This window comes from Streptomyces solicamelliae (genome assembly GCF_045348655.1).
Lineage (GTDB): Bacteria > Actinomycetota > Actinomycetes > Streptomycetales > Streptomycetaceae > Streptomyces > Streptomyces solicamelliae.
In genome coordinates this window covers 3,837,098-3,852,789 of the sequence record NZ_CP160404.1, presented here as the reverse complement: position 1 = coordinate 3,852,789, position 15,692 = coordinate 3,837,098, and the positions used below count along the sequence as shown (strand labels likewise).

Genomic DNA, 15,692 nt, shown 5'->3' with positions numbered 1-15,692 from the left:
GCTCTTAGACTCGGCCGGTGACGACCGAAGACACCGACGGCATCGACGGCACCGACGACTCCGCATTCACCGCGCTCGGCGCGCTCTCCGACCCCGTACGCCGGAACCTCTACCGGCACGTCGCGGCCACCCCGGGCGACGTGGGCCGCGACGCGGCCGCGGAGGCGGTCGGGATCTCCCGCTCCCTCGCCGCCTTCCACCTCGACAAGCTGGTCGAGGCCGGGCTGCTGACCGTGTCGTTCCGGCGGCTCTCCGGCCGTACGGGGCCCGGCGCCGGGCGGCCGGCGAAGGTGTACCGCCGCGCCGAGGGCGAGCACTCCGTCTCCGTACCGCCCCGCGCGTACGACTCCGCCGGACGGCTCCTCGCCGAGGTGGTCGAGAACGCCGGCCTCGACCGCGCACTGCAGGCCGCGGCCCGCGCCATGGGCGCGACGGCGTCCTCGACGGACCTCGTGGAGACCCTGCGCGCCCGCGGCTACCAGCCGTTCTGGGACGGCTCGACGCTGCGGCTGCGGAACTGCCCCTTCCACGCGCTGGCCGCCGAGTTCCCCGCCCTGATCTGCGGGATGAACCTCGCGCTGATCGAGGGCCTGGCGCCGGAGGGGGGCTGGTCGCCGGAGATGGATCCGTGCCCGGACGGGTGCTGCGTGGCGCTGAAGTCCTCTCGGAAGTCGTCTGATGAGTCTTCTAAAAACAAATCCATTGACGATAGAAGCGAGCCCCAGCCATCCTGAGGACATGACTGGCTATCACCTCGCGCAGGTCAACATCGGCCGCATCGTCGCCCCGCTGGACAGCCCCGAGTTGGCCGGCTTCGTCTCCCAACTCCCCGAGATCAACGCGCTCGCCGACCGCAGCCCCGGATTCGTCTGGCGCATGGTCGACGAGGACGGCACGGACGCGACGGGCTTCCGCCCCGACGAGCACGACGACCGGATCATCTTCAACTGCTCGGTGTGGGAGTCGGTCGAGGCGCTGAAGGCGTACGTGTACCACTCCGACCACCTGCGCGTCCTGGCCCGCCGCCGCGAGTGGTTCCAGCGCATGGCGGAGGCCCACCAGGCCCTGTGGTGGATCCCGGCCGGCCACCGCCCGACCCTGGCGGAGGCGATGGAACGGGTCACCCTGCTCCGCGAACACGGCCCGGGGCCGGACGCGTTCACCTTCCGCAACCCGTACCCGGCACCGGTGGCGCCGACGGTCGCGCCGGCAGTCGCGCCGGCAGTGGCGCCGGCAGTGGCGCCGCCGAGGGTGTAGCTGCCTGCTCTGACGGGCGCGTTGAGGCGGGGGTGGGGGGGTGGTGGCCGGGGTGGTGGCGGGGGGAGGAGGTAGTCGGGGGTGGGGTTTCTGGTGGGCTTCTGGTGCGGCCGCCCTCTTTCCGAGTGTGGCCCCTGGAGGCACCGCGTCAAGGGCGCTCCTCCGTCGCGTCGCTTCGCGATTCCGCTTGCGCTTCACCCTTGACCCGGCACCTCCAGGGGCCTTTTCACACTCGGAGGGCGGCCGGGGGGCAGGGTCCGCGCGTAACCCTGCGATAGTGCCTGGCCGCCGTGGGCGGCCGGCGGGTGGGTGCGCGGTCGTTGAGTGGGGTGCCCATTGCCGTCTCGGCGCCATGACCGCCGTCCCGAGGCAGAGTCCATGCCCGGCTGGTCATTGTCCGTGGGGGTGAGGGAGTAGGTAGGCGGGGGAAGCGGACTCTGCCCTTTCACGCCACTGAAGCGAGCCGCAAAGCCTCTGGAGTCACACGGGTCTCGTCCCGTCACCCCCGTACCCCCGCAGTCCGTTGAGAGCACCGAAACGACAATCTCGACACCTTCCCGGCAGGCCCGTGATGGCAGAGGCGGGTGTTGTGTGCGTGACACCGGGGGGTGCGGAACCCACCCCTGCCTCATGTGCGCGAGTCGGAGTCTTCGGAGGCTGTCGTTTCGGTGCTACGGAGCCCGCCACTCCGCGACGGGCGAGGTAGGTGTTGCGTGCGTGACGGCGGGGGCGTCGAGTCCCGTCCCTGACTGGCACGCGGGGGTTGCCCCCATGGGTTGGGTCAACGTCGAGGACCAATAGGCTCGAGCGGTTGAGGGTGGGGCCGAGCCGGAGGGGTTGGGCATGGGTGACACCCAGATCACGATCAAGCTGACGAGTGACGAGGCTCTGGTGTTGTCGGACTGGCTCGAGAAGCTGCAGATGACAGACCTGAGCCGGGTGGTCGACGATCCGGCGGTCTGGGCGCCGATCCATCGCATCGCCGGAACGCTGGACAAGTCGCTTCCTGGGCTGTTCGCGTCTGACTATGACCAGCAGCTTGAGGCAGCTCGCCGACGGCTTCGGCCGGAAGGCGACTGACCGGCGAGCCCGAACGCTCACCTCGCCCCTCCAGGTCGGGGTTCGCCCCCCCTCGCGGGCCGCAGGGCTGGATGGGCGTCGTTCTTGTCGTTTCGGTGCTCCCAGCGCGCCGGGACGATAGGTGAGTGACTGGGTGAGATCTGTGTGACCGGGGAGGGTTCGGGGCTCGTCTCAGTGGCGCGAAACGGCAGGTCCGGGTGCCCCGCCTCCCCCTGCTCCCCCTCCGCCCGTTCCACTCCCCATGGACAATGACCAGCCGGGCATGTGCCGTGCCTCGGGACGGCCTTTCAGGCGCCGAGACGGCATTGGGCGCCCCACTCAACGACCGCGTACCCACCCGCCAGCCGCCCACGGCGCCCGGCCACCATCCCGCCTCCCTGCGCGGACCCTGCCCCCCGGCCGCCCTCCGAGTGTGAAAAGGCCCCTGGAGGTGCCGGGTCAAGGGTGGAGCTTTAGCGGAATCGCGAAGCGACGCGACGGAGGAGCGCCCTTGACGCGGTGCCTCCAGGGGCCACACTCGGAAAGAGGGCGGCCGCACCAGAAGCCCACCAGAAACCCCACCCCCAGTACCTCCTCCCTCGCTACCCCAGCGCGTCCATCACCCCCGTCGCGAACGCCGCGAGGACGAGGCCCAGGAACGAGCCGAGCAACAGCAGGATCCACCGCTTGCGGGCCGAGCCGGCCCCGGTGCCGAGGTTGATGCGCATACCGGTACTTTCTCACCCGAACAGCACCGTCGCCACGCTCCTCAGCAGCAACGCGTGCACGTACCGGCCCGGCCGCGTCGGCGGAAACCGCCACGACAGCGGCCACGTCCGCCCCTCCAGCGCCGGCACCGGCACGTACGCCACATGAGCGGGTCCCGCGTTCAGCCGGGTGACGCCCCTCGGCCATGCGCGGTGCACCGTCGAGCCCGGCGGCACCAGGAAGTACATCGACCGGCGCCCGTTCGCCTCTATGACGACCGGTCCCGGGTCGCCGCCCGTCAGCCGTTCCATGCTGTCCGCCAGCGCACGGCCGTCCTCGCCGTCGACCCGTACGGCGTCGAATTGCACACCTGCCTTGCGGAGTTGGAATCCGGAAATAGGAATCCAATCCAGGTTTTCTTCCCGATTCGCTGCGATCACGAAGACAGGATCGCGGGTCGTCGCTAGCGTTTTCCAGGACTGACCAGGGTGCGTCGAGAACCCCTTGACCTGCACGAACGCGCCTTGCAGGCAGTCGAATTCGGCGGGGAGCAGTTGAGACCGGTTGAGTCCGGTCGAGTCCGAATGGGGATCGCAATGGCGCGAGCGGAGAACAAAGAATCGGCGGGCCCGGCGGCACGTATGGCGGCGAGCTTCGCCAAGCGAATGCGGCTGAAGAAAGGGCTGACGCAGGAGCAGTTGGGGCGGATGCTGGGCTACACGGGCGCAGCGGTGAGTGCGATGGAGACGCTGGCGCAGCCGGTGAGCGACGAGATGCTGGAGAAGCTGGAGGGGGCGCTGGGCGACGGGGTGGGAGTGTTCGAGGACCTGCGGGAGTGGGTGCGGCTGGAGAAGCTGCCGGAGATCTTCCGGGAGTACGCGCCGATGGAGCAGAAGGCGGTCAGCTTGTGGCTGTACGCGAACCACGTCTTCCACGGCCTGTTCCAGACCGAGGCGTACGCGCGAGCGCTCATCGCGGGCGGGTATCCGGAGCCGACCCCGGAGCGGGTCGAGGAGCTGGTCGTCGGCCGGATGGCGCGCAAGCAACTGTTCGACCGGAAGCCGACGTGCGAGATCGAGCTCATCGTCGACGAGTCGGTGCTGAGGCGGCCGATCGGGAGCGACGAGATCATGCGCAGGCAACTGCTGCACTTGGCAGAGTGCGCTCGTCGGAGAAACGTGAACCTTCAGGTGCTGCCGCTCAGGGCGGCGCTGAACGGCGTGTACGCGGGCGACCGAGGCACTCTGGAGATCGCCGAGACCCCGGATAACGGCACCTTGACCTATCTGGAGATCCAGGGCGAAAGCCTGTTTGTGACCGACCGAACCAAGGTGCGTACGCACCTCCAGCGGTATGCAAAGATCCGGACCCAGGCCCTGGACCCACGCGAATCACTGGGTCTTATCGAGCAGTTGTCGGGAGTACAGAGATGAGCGACACCCTGCACTGGTTCAAGTCCAGCCACAGCGATAGCGGCGGCGGCAGTTGCGTCGAAGTCGCCTTCAGCAACACCGTCGCCCCCCGCCCCCACACCATCCACCTCCGCGACAGCAAGATCCCCCACGGCCCCACCGTCGCCATCACCCCCGACGCATGGTCGGCGTTCGTGGCCTGGCAGGGCTGAGGGGGACCTCGCCGGGTCAGCCGTCAGCTGAGCGGGTCAGCCGGTCAGCAGTACAGGTTCGCTCCCGTCGGGACACCCAGCAGCGTCGTGAACTGGCGGTACTTGCTGACCCGGCTCTCCACCTGTGCCGGGTTCCGGCCGTCGCACTCCAGCGAGCCGTTGATCGAACGGATCGTCTGGCCGAAGCCCGCGCCGTTGACCATGGCGTTGTGGCCGGTCATCGTGCCGGGGCCGTTCTGGGTGTTCCAGTACCAGAGGCCGGTCTTCCAGGCGACGGCCGCGTCGCGCTCGACGCGGTACGGGTCGTTCAGCAGGTTGATGCCCAACGCGTCGCCCGCCGCCTTGTAGTTGAAGTTCCAGCTCAGCTGGATCGGGCCGCGGCCGTAGTACGCCGCCTGGCCGGCCGGGCAGCCGTAGGACTGGCCCCAGTCGCAGTAGTGCGGGTAGTTCGCCGTGTTCTGCTCCACGATGTGGACGAGGCCGCCCGTCTCGTGGCTGACGTTGGCGAGGAAGGCGGCGGCCTCCTGCTTCTTCACCGTGTCGCTGCCGGTGGTGGCGAAGCCGGGGTACGCGCTCAGGGCCGCCTTCAGGCCGGCGTACGTGTAGAAGGAGTTCCGGCTCGGGAACATCTGGTTGAACTGCGTCTCGGAGACCACGAAGCCGCCGGACGACGGGGGCGGCGTCGTGCCGCCGCCGTCGCCGCACGTGCCCTCGTCGCGCCAGACGTCGGAGGAGCCGGGGCGTTCGTTCTGGGTCCACCACTTCGCGTACCAGTTGTGGCCGTTGTACGAGGCGGTCATGCCGCCGGTGTAGACGGCGGCGGAGCTCCATGGGGTCACGCACGCGGCCGCGGCCGCGCCCGTCGCCGTGGCGGCGGGGAGGAGTACGGCGACGACAACGACCGTACAGAGAGCGGACATCAGGGTGAGCAGGCGTCGCAGCATCGACATGCGCTTCGTCATGCGCTTCGTCCTTCCTGTGGGGAAGGACAGCGAAGCGGGATTGGTATGGACCTGTCAAGGTCTAGACCAAAAGAAGAGGGGAGATCGCGCCATCGCGATCTCCCCTCTCCGTCACCCCACGACTGCCCGGCTGCCGGCTGTCGACTACCGGCCACCGACTACCGGCTACATCACCAGCACGATCCGCCCCAGCCGTCCGCCCGACTCCGCCCTCCTATGCCCCTCCGCCGCCTCCTCCAGCGGCAGCACGTCGGCCACCTGGGTGGTGAGCCGGCGTTCGGCCACGCGCTCCAGGATCTCCTTCAGGCGCGCGCCGTCCGACGCGGTCGAGAACGCGTGGGTCCTGATGTCGCGTTCCGCTTCCGGCACCGAGGACTCGTGGCCCGCGATGAAGACGCCGCCGTCCTTCACCACGGCCAGCAGCGGGTCGGCCATGCGGGCCGGGTCGAAGACGCCGTGGACGCCCTCCGGCGCGTGCCGCAGCACCTCCGCGACGACGACCTCCGGGCCGTCGCGGCGGACGACGTGCTCCGCGCCGAGCACCTTCAACTCGCCCTCGCCGCCCTCGTGCGAGAGCGCGATGACGCGCAGGCCGCGTTCGGCGGCGTGCTGCACGGCGAAGCGGCCGACGACGCCGCTCGCGCCGGAGATGAAGACGACCGAGCCCTCGGGCAGCGCCAGGTGCTCCAGGGCCTGGTGAGCGGCCTGGGAGCTGAACGGGACGGAGGCCGCGTCGACCACGTCCACCTCGTCGGGGACGGGGGCCAGCCACACCGGATCGACGGTGATGACCTCCGCGTACGTGCCCCGGCCGGGCCGCTGGAACCAGGGGACGAAGCCGGCGACGCGCTGCCCCGCCGCAAGCCCGGGGGCGGGGTCGAGGAGCCGGCCGACGAAGTCGAAGCCGAGGACGAAGGGGGGCTTGAGGTCGGGCATGACGTCGGCGTACTCGCCCGCGCGGATCGCGAGGTCGGCCTTGTTGACCGTGGTGGCCTTGAGCTTGACGCGTACCTCGCCGGGCACGGCGCCGGCCTCCGGCTCGGGGCGGTGGGCCATCCGCAGCACTTCCGGACCGCCGTAGGCGGTAACTTCGACCACGCGCATCGAGGGTTCCTCTCGGACGGACTCGGACGGACTCCGACCGATTAGGGCGGAATCATGCGGGATGTTCCCTCCGGGGCCATTGAACCCACCGCCCGCACCCCCGGCAACGCGGGTGCGCCGGACGAACGAGGGCCGAAGAAGCGCCGACGAAGCGCCGGACGCGCGCCGGGCGGCGACAGCAGGAACACCTTCTGGGTCTCCAGCCCCGTCTGGCATGCTCTTCGGACGTGGACCCCTTGCATCCCGAAGACCCCGCCGCCATCGGTCCGTTCCGTCTGCTCGGCCGACTCGGTGTCGGCGGCATGGGCCGGGTGTTCCTCGCCCGTTCGGAGGGCGGGCGGACGGTGGCCGTGAAGGTCGTGCACGCCGAGCTGGCGGAGCAGGACGAGTTCCGGCGGCGGTTCGCCCGGGAGGTCGAGGCCCTGGAGCGGGTCGGCGGGACCGGCACCACGCCCGTCCTGGGCTCGGACACCTCGGCGCAGGCCCCGTGGGTGGCGATCGGGTACGTGCCCGGGCCGTCGCTGCGGACGGTGGTGGCCGACGAGCACGGGCCCCTGCCACCGGCCTCCGTACGGGCGCTGGGGGCGGGTCTGGCGCGGGCGCTCGACCACGTCCACGCGGCGGGGCTCGTGCACCGGGATCTGAAGCCGTCGAACGTGCTGCTGACGGTCGACGGGCCGCAGATCATCGACTTCGGCATCGCGCGGGCCGTCGACACGATCACGGACGGCGGGCTGACGAGCACCGGGGCGGTCGTGGGCTCCCCCGGTTTCATGTCGCCCGAGCAGGTGCGGGGGGAGAAGCTGACGCCGGCGTCGGACGTGTTCTGTCTGGGGTCGGTGCTGGTGTACGCGGCGACCGGGCGGGCGCCGTTCGGGACCGTGGACAGCGGCGTGCACGCGACGATGTTCCGGATCGCGCACGACGAGCCGGACCTGACCGGGCTGCCGGCGGAGCTGACCGGCCTCGCGCGGGCCTGCCTGGCGAAGGACCCGGCGGACCGGCCGTCGGCCGTGGAGCTGGTCGAGGCGCTGCCGGTCGTCGAGCCCTGGCTGCCGGCGGGGGTACTGGCCGGGCTCGGCCGGCACGCGGCGCGCGTCCTGGAGGCGGAGGCGGCCGCGGCGGCGGCCCCGTCCCCCACCGCCCCCGTCGACCCGACGCCCGCCGTGTCCACTTCCGCTCTCCCGCGCCGCAGGCGCCGAGTCGCGCTGCTTGCCGCGCTCGCCGTGGCCGTCGCGGCGACCGTCACGTACGTGTACTGGCCCGACCCGAACACCGGGATCGACGCGCAGAAGGACCGTCCGCGCGGCACGACCGACGGGGTGGCCGCCCGGCCCGCGGGCATCGTCCCGGCGGCGCTCGTCGGCGCCTGGGAGGGCGTGCTGCGGGGCGCGGCGGACGCCCCGTACGAGACCGCGCGCCTCGAGATCACCCAGGGCGCGGTGGGCTCGAAGGCGGGCGTCTACGTCCAGGTCTCCGGCGACCGGCTGTGCATGGGGCGGTCCGTGCTGGTCTCGGCGGACGCGGACAAGGTCGTCCTCGGCGACTCCGAGGTGACGACGAGCGTCCCGGGCGGGCGCTGCACGGCGGTGGCCCAGCAGACGCTGACGCTGCGCGGCTCGAACGTGGCGGAGTGGACGTCGGGCGCGGTCAAGGCCACCTTCCGCAAGGCGAGGACCGGCCAGGACGTCGTCCCGGCGGGCTTCGTGGGGCGCTGGGAGGAGCTCCCGTTCCCCAATCTGCCGGAGGGCGAGAAGGCGCCGGACTCCGGCGGGTACGTCCGCCGACTGACCGTCACGCAGGGGCCGGTGGGCGCGTCACTCGTCCGGTACGAGTTCACGGGTCCGCGCACCGACGACCAGGGCGACCAGACCGGTGAGACGTACAGCTGCACCGCCACGGCCGTGCTCGGCGGAACGGCGCCGTACCTGGTCCTCGGCCCGGAGACGCGGGATCCGGAGGTCTGGGACGAGAAGGACTGCGCGGAGAACGGCTCCGCGAACCTCCGTATCCAGCGCCGCGACGGCAAGGACCAGCTGTTGGTGTACGGCATGGCGGCGGACGGGGAGCCGGGGGTGTACGTCCGCCCGTAGGCGAGGGTGTGTGACTCAGGTCACATTCAGGACCTGTCACGCATGACCCGGGCCGCTTGTCCTATGGGTGTCACCGGCGCGGAGGCCGGTGCCCGACCCAGGGAGACGGAAATGCCTGAGATCCGCAGCGGCCGCCACGTCGTCGTTCTCGGCGGCGGCTACACGGGCATGTTCACCGCGATCCGGCTGGCCCACCGCACCCGCCGCACCGGAGTGCGGATCACCCTGGTCAACCCCTCGGGCCGGTTCGTCGAGCGGCTGCGGCTGCACCAGGTCGCCGCCGGGCAGGAGCTGGCCGTCCACCGGATCCCCGACCTGCTGAACGGCACCGGCGTGCAGTTCGTGCAGGGCACCGCCACCGCCCTCGACCCCGAGGCCCGGCGCATCACCGTCGACGGCTCGCTGCACCTCGGGTACGACACGCTCGTCTACGCCCTGGGCAGCCGGACCGACACCGGCAACGTCCCCGGCGCCGACACCCACGCCTTCACCCTCGACGGCCCGGAGGCCGCCGGCCGCTTCGGCGCGCGGGCCGCCGAGCTCGCCGCGTCCGGCGGCAGGGTCACCGTCTGCGGCGGCGGCCTGACCGGGATCGAGGCGGCCACCGAGCTGGCGGAGGCCCACCCGGGCCTGGACATCACGCTGATCAGCTCGGAGGAGCCCGGCGCGATGATGGGCGACCAGGCCCGCGCGTACCTCCACCGCGCGCTCGACCGGCTCGGCATCACCGTGACGTCCGGCGTCCGGGTCGCCCGGGTGCTGCCCGACGCCGTCGAGCTGACCGACGGGCGGACCCTCCGTTCCGACGCCTGCCTGTGGACGGCGGGCGTCGCGGTGTCGCCGCTCGCCGCCGACTCGAAGATCGCCACCGACGACCGCGGGCTGATCCTCACCGACGCCACGCTGCGGTCGGTGTCCCACCCGGAGATCCACGCCGTCGGCGACGCCGCCTCCGTCCGGATGACCTGGGGCCGGCTGCACGGCTCCTGCCAGAGCGGGCTGCCGACGGCCCAGTACACCGCCGACACGATCGCCCGGCTGGTGCGCGGCAGGTCCGTGAAGCCGTTCCGCTTCGGCTACTTCCACCAGCCGGTCAGCCTCGGCCGGCGCGACGCGGTCATCCAGTTCACCCGGGCCGACTTCACCCCGGTACGGCTGCGCCTCACCGGGCGCGCGGCCGTCCTGTACAAGGAGTTCGTCAGCGGCACCCCGCTGACGACATACCGCTACAGCAAGCGCGTGAACATGACCACCTTCGTCTCCAAGGGCGCCAGGGCCTCCCTCGAGCCCGCGGCATGACGGGTCCGCGGAGACACCGAAGGGCCCGCACGGCAAGGTGCGGGCCCTCGGTGTCTTCCGGGCCGGGTCGTTCCCCGGCTCCTACAGGAAGGAGTTGATCTCGATCGTCTCGGTGCGGCCGGGGCCGACGCCGATGGCGGAGATCGGGGCGCCGGACATCTCCTCCAGCGCCTTCACGTAGCCCTGCGCGTTCTTCGGCAGGTCGGCGAAGGTCTTGGCCTTGGTGATGTCCTCGGACCAGCCCGGCAGCATCTCGTAGATCGGCTTCGCGTGGTGGAAGTCGGTCTGCGAGTACGGCAGCTCCTCGACGCGCATGCCGTCGATCTCGTACGCGACGCAGACCGGGATCTGCTCCCAGCCGGTGAGCACGTCGAGCTTGGTGAGGAAGAAGTCCGTCAGGCCGTTGACGCGGGTCGCGTAGCGGGCGATGACGGCGTCGAACCAGCCGCAGCGGCGGTCACGGCCGGTGGTGACGCCCCGCTCGCCGCCGATGCGGCGCAGCGCCTCGCCGTCCTCGTCGAACAGCTCCGTCGGGAACGGGCCGGCGCCGACGCGGGTGGTGTACGCCTTCAGGATGCCGATGACCCGGCTGATCTTCGTCGGGCCCACGCCCGCGCCCGTGCAGGCGCCGCCCGCGGTCGGGTTCGAGGAGGTGACGAAGGGGTACGTGCCGTGGTCGACGTCGAGCAGGGTGCCCTGGCCGCCCTCGAAGAGCACGACCTTGCCGTCGTCGATCGCGTTGTTCAGGATCAGCGTGGTGTCGGCGACGTACGGCCGGATCTGGTCCGCGTACTGGAGCATCTCCTCGACGATCCGGCCGGACTCGATCGCGCGGCGGTTGAAGACCTTGGCGAGCAGCTGGTTCTTCTGCTCCAGGGCCGCCTCGACCTTCTGCTCCAGGATCGACTCGTCGTACAGGTCCTGGACCCGGATGCCGACGCGGTTGATCTTGTCGGCGTAGGTCGGGCCGATGCCGCGGCCGGTGGTGCCGATCTTGCGCTTGCCGAGGAACCGTTCCGTCACCTTGTCGAGGGTGACGTTGTACGGGGTGATCAGGTGAGCGTTACCGCTGATCAGGAGCTTGGACGTGTCGACGCCGCGCTCGTTCAGCCCGCTCAGCTCGGAGAGCAGGACCGCCGGGTCGACGACGACTCCGTTGCCGATGACCGGGGTGCACCCCGGCGAGAGGATTCCGGAAGGGAGGAGATGCAGCGCATACTTCTGGTCGCCGACGACGACCGTGTGGCCGGCGTTGTTGCCGCCCTGGTAACGCACTACATAATCGACGGATCCACCGAGGAGATCAGTGGCCTTTCCCTTGCCCTCGTCACCCCACTGAGCACCGAGCAGCACAAGTGCGGGCACAGGCGTACACCCCTTCCGGGCGGGGCATGTCCAAGGTCAGGGGCGTACGCCGCCTCACCGGTGTGCCCCGGAATAGACGAAGCCCCTGGCGCAATAGCGCAAGGGGCTCTTGCACAAAGATGCTACCCGAGGAAGGACCGAGGTGTCGGATCACGACCAGCTGCTGGTCATCATCGACCCGGTCGCCCGCCGAAGTGACGGCGAGTCCGTACGGATCGCGAAAGATGTGCTGTGCGCAGCGGCGGAAACGAAGATCTGCCTGCCGGACGGCCCGGAGGAATTCGCCCGGGCCCTGGCCCGGCGGGGTGCGCGGCGCCCCGTGGTGGTCGGTGACGACCGGGCGCTGCTACGGACGGTGACGCTCCTGCACCGGGAGCGTGCGCTGGCGCGCGGGGCGCTGTCGGCGGTCCCGATTGGTGCTCCCGGCTCACTCGAACTGGCCAGGGCGCTCGGCGTGCCGCAGGGTGCGGTGGCGGCTGCGCGGGCCGTGGTGGACGGCGTGGCGCGGCGGTTCGACCTGCTGGTCGACGACTCGGACGGGGTGGTGCTCGGCGGCGTGCGGATCGGGACGGCGGAGCCCGCGCCGGCTGCGCCGCCCCCGGCGTCGGTGTGGAGCACCTGCCGCACGCTGGTGCGGACGCTGGTCCGCGTCCCTCCCCAGGGCGGGCTGCGCACACACCGGCTGCGGGTGGAGGCGGACGGGGTGCTGCTGCGGGACCTGGACGAGCCGGTCGAGTCGGTGACGCTGCGCTCCCTCGGCGGCGTCGCGGAGGTCGTCGTCCGGCCCCCGCACGCGCCGCCGGTCCGCACGGAGGCGCGCACGCTGACGGTCTCGGGCCCGGATTTCCGCTACCACGCCGACTCCCGCACGTCCTCGCCGCTGCGACGGCGTACGTGGACGATCCGCGAGAACGCCTGGAGCCTGACCCTCCCGGCCCTTCCCGACCATCCGGAGGACACCCCCGCGCCCTGACCTGCCGGTGGGCCACGACCCCGAGGGCCCTGTGCCGTCGGCCGGACGGAGGGGCGACGCCATGGCCCCTCGGGCCGTACCGGGAGGCCGGGGACCCGGAGGCCGTCAGTCTCGGGCGGCTCGGGCCGGTTCAGGCGGAGGAGGTCTCCGCCTGAGCGTCGCGGTGGGCGCGCCAGCGGGCGAGCATGCCGAGCATCTCCTTCTGGACGAACTCGAAGAACTCCGCGGTCTCCGCGACGCGCGCGCCCGCCGCCGTGTCCGTGCCGAGGATCTCCGAGCCGTCGCGCAGGACCTTCTCCCAGCGGATCAGGATCTGGTCGCGCCGGGTGAACGCCTCGTACCAGAGCTCGTGGTGCAGCACGTAGCGGTCGCGGCGCGTGCCCGGGTCGCGTTCGCGGCCGACCATGCTGACCTGCGTCAGGTACCGGATCGCGCCCGAGACGGCCGCCGGGCTGATCTGCAGCCGCTCGGCCAGCTCGGCCGAGGTCAGGGAGCCCGACTCGGAGGCGAGCAGGGCCGCGAAGACGCGGGCCGCCATGCGCTGCATGCCGGCCTCGGTCAGCTCGGCGGCGAAGCGCTCGACGAAGCGCGCGACCTCTTCCTGCTGCTTGCTGCTGGTCATGCCGTCCATCGTCTCCCTCGCTCGCCCCGACCCCTCGACTTTATACGTTTTCTTAACTTCACAAGTTTGTGAAAGTAGCGTACGTTCTGAAGCATGACGAAGGCAATCACCGTCTCCGGACTGCACAAGTCGTTCGGTCGGACGCACGCGCTGGACGGCCTCGACCTCGCCGTCGAGGCCGGCGAGGTCCACGGCTTCCTCGGGCCCAACGGCTCCGGGAAGTCCACCACCATCCGGGTCCTGCTCGGGCTGCTGCGCGCCGACTCCGGAGCCGTCCAGCTCCTCGGCCGCGACCCCTGGCAGGACGCCGTCGCCCTGCACCGCCGCATCGCGTACGTCCCCGGGGACGTGACGCTGTGGCGCAACCTGTCCGGCGGCGAGGTCATCGACCTGTTCGGCCGGCTGCGCGGGAGCCTGGACAAGGCGCGGCGGGCCGAGCTGATCGAGCAGTTCGAGCTCGACCCGACGAAGAAGGGGCGCACGTACTCCAAGGGCAACCGGCAGAAGGTCGCCCTCGTCGCCGCCTTCGCCTCCGACGTCGACCTGCTGATCCTCGACGAGCCCACCAGCGGCCTCGACCCGCTGATGGAGGAGGTCTTCCAGAGCTGCGTCGCCGAGGCGCGCGACCGGGGCGCGACCGTCCTGCTGTCGTCGCACATCCTCAGCGAGGTCGAGACCCTCTGCGACCGGGTCAGCATCATCCGCAAGGGGCGCACGGTGGAGAGCGGTTCGCTCGCGGAACTGCGGCACCTGACGCGTACGAGCGTCAGCGCGGAGCTGGCCGGCGCGCCGAACGGGCTCGCGCACCTGCCCGGTGTGCACGACCTCGACGTCCAGGGCAGACGCGTCCGGCTCCAGGTCGACACCGACAAGCTGGACGCGGTGCTGCGGTCGCTGACCGAGTCCGGGGTGCGCTCACTGACCAGCACTCCGCCCACCCTGGAGGAGTTGTTCCTCCGCCACTACGCGGACGACGCGACGGACGAGGCGATGGCGCGATGAGTGCGATGGCGGTTCCCCTGACCGGGACCTTCGGTCTCGCCCGGCTCGCGCTGCGGCGCGACCGGCTGATGCTGCCACTGTGGGTGCTGGTCGTCGGCGGGATGGTCGCCAGCGGGGTCGGCTCGCTGGAGGCGCTCTACGGCAGCCCCGCCGACCGGGCCCGGCTCGCGGCCTCCATGAACGCCAACAGCTCGCTCCGGTCGCTGTACGGACCGGTCTTCGACGACTCCCTCGGCGGGCTCGTCGCCTGGCGGTTCGGGGTCTTCGCCGCGACGCTCGCCGCCGTGATGAGCCTGATCATCGTCGTCCGGCACACCCGGGAGGAAGAGGAGACGGGCCGTCAGGAGCTGCTCTCCGCCGGGGCGGTGGGGCGGCGCGCCCCGCTGACCGCCGCGCTGCTGGCCGCACTGGTGGCCAACGCCGCCGTCGCGCTGATCGTCACGGCCGGGCTCGCCGGCCAGGGCGTGAGCGGGGCGCTCGCCCTGGGGCTCGCGGTGGGCGGCACCGGCATGCTGTTCGCCGCCACCGCCGCGATCGTCGCGCAGCTCACGGAGAGCGCACGACTCGCGAAGGGGCTGACGGGCGCGGTGCTCGGCCTCGCGTTCGTGCTGCGGGCGGCGGGGGACGCCGGTACGGAGGACGGCTCGTCCGTGCTGACCTGGCTCTCGCCCGTCGGCTGGCCGGAGAACGTGCGGCCGTACGGCGGCGAGCGCTGGTGGGTGCTGCTGCTGATCGCCGGGGCGGTGCTCGTCCAGACGGCGGTGGCGTACGTGCTGACGGGGCGTCGTGACGTCGGCATGAGCTTCCTGCCGGCCCGCCCCGGCCCGGCGGAGGGACGTCTCGCGACGGCCGGCGCCCTGGCGTGGCGGCTGCAGCGGGGCGGGCTGCTCGGCTGGTCGCTCGGGTTCCTGGTGACCGGGCTGGTCTTCGGCGGGATGGTCGAGGGCGCGGCGGACATCGTGGGCGACTCCGAACAGGCACGACAGATCTTCGAGCGGATGGGCGGACAGAACGCCCTCACGAACGCCTTCCTCGCCACGATGGTCGGCCTGTTCGGCATGATGGCCGGCCTGTTCGTGGTCGGCTCGGTGCTGCGGCTGCACGGTGAGGAGACCTCCGGCCGCGCGGAGCCGCTGCTGGCGGGCGCCCTGGGACGGCTCCGGTGGGCGGCCGGGCACCTGGTGGTCGCGTTCGGCGGGGCGGTGCTGATCATGGCGCTCGCGGCGGTCGGACTGTACGCCTCGTACGGCAAGGACTTCGCGCCGATCCTGGGCGCGGCGCTGGCCCAGCTCCCGGCGGTCTGGACCCTGGGCGGCCTCGCGGTCCTGCTGTGGGGCGCGTACCCGAAGGCCGCGACGGCGGCGTGGGGGGCGGCGGGGCTCGCCCTGGTGCTGGGCTGGATCGGGCCGGCGCTGAACCTGCCGCAGGCGGCCCTGAACCTCTCCCCCTTCGGCCACCTGCCGAAGCTGCCGGGCCCGGAGATGGCCTGGACGCCGCTGGTGGCGCTGACCGGGATCGCGGTGGCCCTGACGGTCGCCGGCCTGTGGCGGCTGCGGCGGCGGGACGTGGCCTGCTGAGGCCGTACACCCAGGGTGGCCGGTGCCCGGCAGGGGCACCGGCCACC

At 71.6% G+C, this 15,692-nt stretch carries 16 protein-coding genes; 10 read left to right on the top strand and 6 right to left on the bottom strand.

Annotation, left to right across the window (positions count from 1 at the left end; all coding sequences use genetic code 11):
• Positions 1–17: 17 nt before the first annotated feature.
• From ABZO31_RS17945 to ABZO31_RS17935, 3 genes are all read left to right on the top strand, one after another.
• On the top strand, positions 18–734 hold the full coding sequence (locus ABZO31_RS17945; RefSeq protein WP_406862244.1) for a helix-turn-helix transcriptional regulator: 717 nt from the start codon (positions 18–20) through the stop codon (positions 732–734).
• A 4-nt stretch (positions 735–738) separates the two neighbouring features.
• Positions 739–1,257 carry a DUF3291 domain-containing protein gene (locus ABZO31_RS17940; protein ID WP_406862243.1) on the top strand — a complete coding sequence of 173 codons (519 nt, stop codon included), beginning with the start codon at positions 739–741 and terminating at the stop codon, positions 1,255–1,257.
• Positions 1,258–2,100: 843 nt separating this feature from the next.
• Entirely contained in the window at positions 2,101–2,337 is a 237-nt protein-coding gene (locus ABZO31_RS17935) for a hypothetical protein (protein WP_406862242.1), read from the top strand.
• Between the two features lie 581 nt (positions 2,338–2,918).
• Here ABZO31_RS17935 and ABZO31_RS17930 read toward each other — a convergent pair.
• Entirely contained in the window at positions 2,919–3,044 is a 126-nt protein-coding gene (locus tag ABZO31_RS17930) for a hypothetical protein (RefSeq protein ID WP_406862241.1), read from the bottom strand.
• A gap of 12 nt (positions 3,045–3,056) precedes the next feature.
• Entirely contained in the window at positions 3,057–3,392 is a 336-nt protein-coding gene (locus ABZO31_RS17925) for a hypothetical protein (RefSeq protein ID WP_406862240.1), read from the bottom strand.
• 228 nt (positions 3,393–3,620) lie between these two features.
• Between ABZO31_RS17925 and ABZO31_RS17920 the strand changes: the two genes are divergently transcribed.
• Together ABZO31_RS17920 and ABZO31_RS17915 are read left to right on the top strand one after the other, a co-directional pair.
• On the top strand, positions 3,621–4,457 hold the full coding sequence (locus ABZO31_RS17920) for a helix-turn-helix domain-containing protein (RefSeq protein WP_406862239.1): 837 nt from the start codon (positions 3,621–3,623) through the stop codon (positions 4,455–4,457).
• Positions 4,454–4,648 carry a DUF397 domain-containing protein gene (locus tag ABZO31_RS17915; protein ID WP_406862238.1) on the top strand — a complete coding sequence of 65 codons (195 nt, stop codon included), beginning with the start codon at positions 4,454–4,456 and terminating at the stop codon, positions 4,646–4,648. The genes ABZO31_RS17920 and ABZO31_RS17915 overlap by 4 nt, the downstream gene beginning before the upstream one ends.
• A gap of 44 nt (positions 4,649–4,692) precedes the next feature.
• Here the strand turns inward: ABZO31_RS17915 and ABZO31_RS17910 are convergent, their stop codons facing one another.
• Together ABZO31_RS17910 and ABZO31_RS17905 are read right to left on the bottom strand one after the other, a co-directional pair.
• The gene (locus ABZO31_RS17910; RefSeq protein ID WP_406865388.1) at positions 4,693–5,592 is read right to left on the bottom strand and encodes a glycoside hydrolase family 19 protein; all 900 of its coding nucleotides are present in this window, start codon (positions 5,590–5,592) and stop codon (positions 4,693–4,695) included.
• Between the two features lie 183 nt (positions 5,593–5,775).
• A complete protein-coding gene (locus ABZO31_RS17905) occupies positions 5,776–6,714 on the bottom strand; it encodes an NADP-dependent oxidoreductase (RefSeq protein WP_406862237.1) in 939 nt (312 codons plus the stop codon).
• 227 nt (positions 6,715–6,941) lie between these two features.
• Here ABZO31_RS17905 and ABZO31_RS17900 point away from each other — a divergent pair, with 227 nt between their 5' ends.
• A complete protein-coding gene (locus ABZO31_RS17900; RefSeq protein WP_406862236.1) occupies positions 6,942–8,807 on the top strand; it encodes a serine/threonine-protein kinase in 1,866 nt (621 codons plus the stop codon).
• Between the two features lie 111 nt (positions 8,808–8,918).
• On the top strand, positions 8,919–10,106 hold the full coding sequence (locus ABZO31_RS17895) for an NAD(P)/FAD-dependent oxidoreductase (protein WP_406862235.1): 1,188 nt from the start codon (positions 8,919–8,921) through the stop codon (positions 10,104–10,106).
• 81 nt (positions 10,107–10,187) lie between these two features.
• On the opposite strand, the gene ABZO31_RS17890 is transcribed toward ABZO31_RS17895, so the two are convergent.
• On the bottom strand, positions 10,188–11,471 hold the full coding sequence (locus ABZO31_RS17890) for an adenylosuccinate synthase (RefSeq protein WP_406862234.1): 1,284 nt from the start codon (positions 11,469–11,471) through the stop codon (positions 10,188–10,190).
• Between the two features lie 142 nt (positions 11,472–11,613).
• Here ABZO31_RS17890 and ABZO31_RS17885 point away from each other — a divergent pair, with 142 nt between their 5' ends.
• On the top strand, positions 11,614–12,444 hold the full coding sequence (locus ABZO31_RS17885; protein ID WP_406862233.1) for a diacylglycerol kinase: 831 nt from the start codon (positions 11,614–11,616) through the stop codon (positions 12,442–12,444).
• A 130-nt stretch (positions 12,445–12,574) separates the two neighbouring features.
• On the opposite strand, the gene ABZO31_RS17880 is transcribed toward ABZO31_RS17885, so the two are convergent.
• A complete protein-coding gene (locus tag ABZO31_RS17880; protein WP_406862232.1) occupies positions 12,575–13,075 on the bottom strand; it encodes a GbsR/MarR family transcriptional regulator in 501 nt (166 codons plus the stop codon).
• A gap of 84 nt (positions 13,076–13,159) precedes the next feature.
• Between ABZO31_RS17880 and ABZO31_RS17875 the strand changes: the two genes are divergently transcribed.
• Entirely contained in the window at positions 13,160–14,068 is a 909-nt protein-coding gene (locus ABZO31_RS17875) for an ATP-binding cassette domain-containing protein (RefSeq protein ID WP_406862231.1), read from the top strand.
• A 5-nt stretch (positions 14,069–14,073) separates the two neighbouring features.
• On the top strand, positions 14,074–15,645 hold the full coding sequence (locus ABZO31_RS17870; protein ID WP_406862230.1) for an ABC transporter permease: 1,572 nt from the start codon (positions 14,074–14,076) through the stop codon (positions 15,643–15,645).
• The last annotated feature ends 47 nt before the right edge of the window (positions 15,646–15,692 follow it).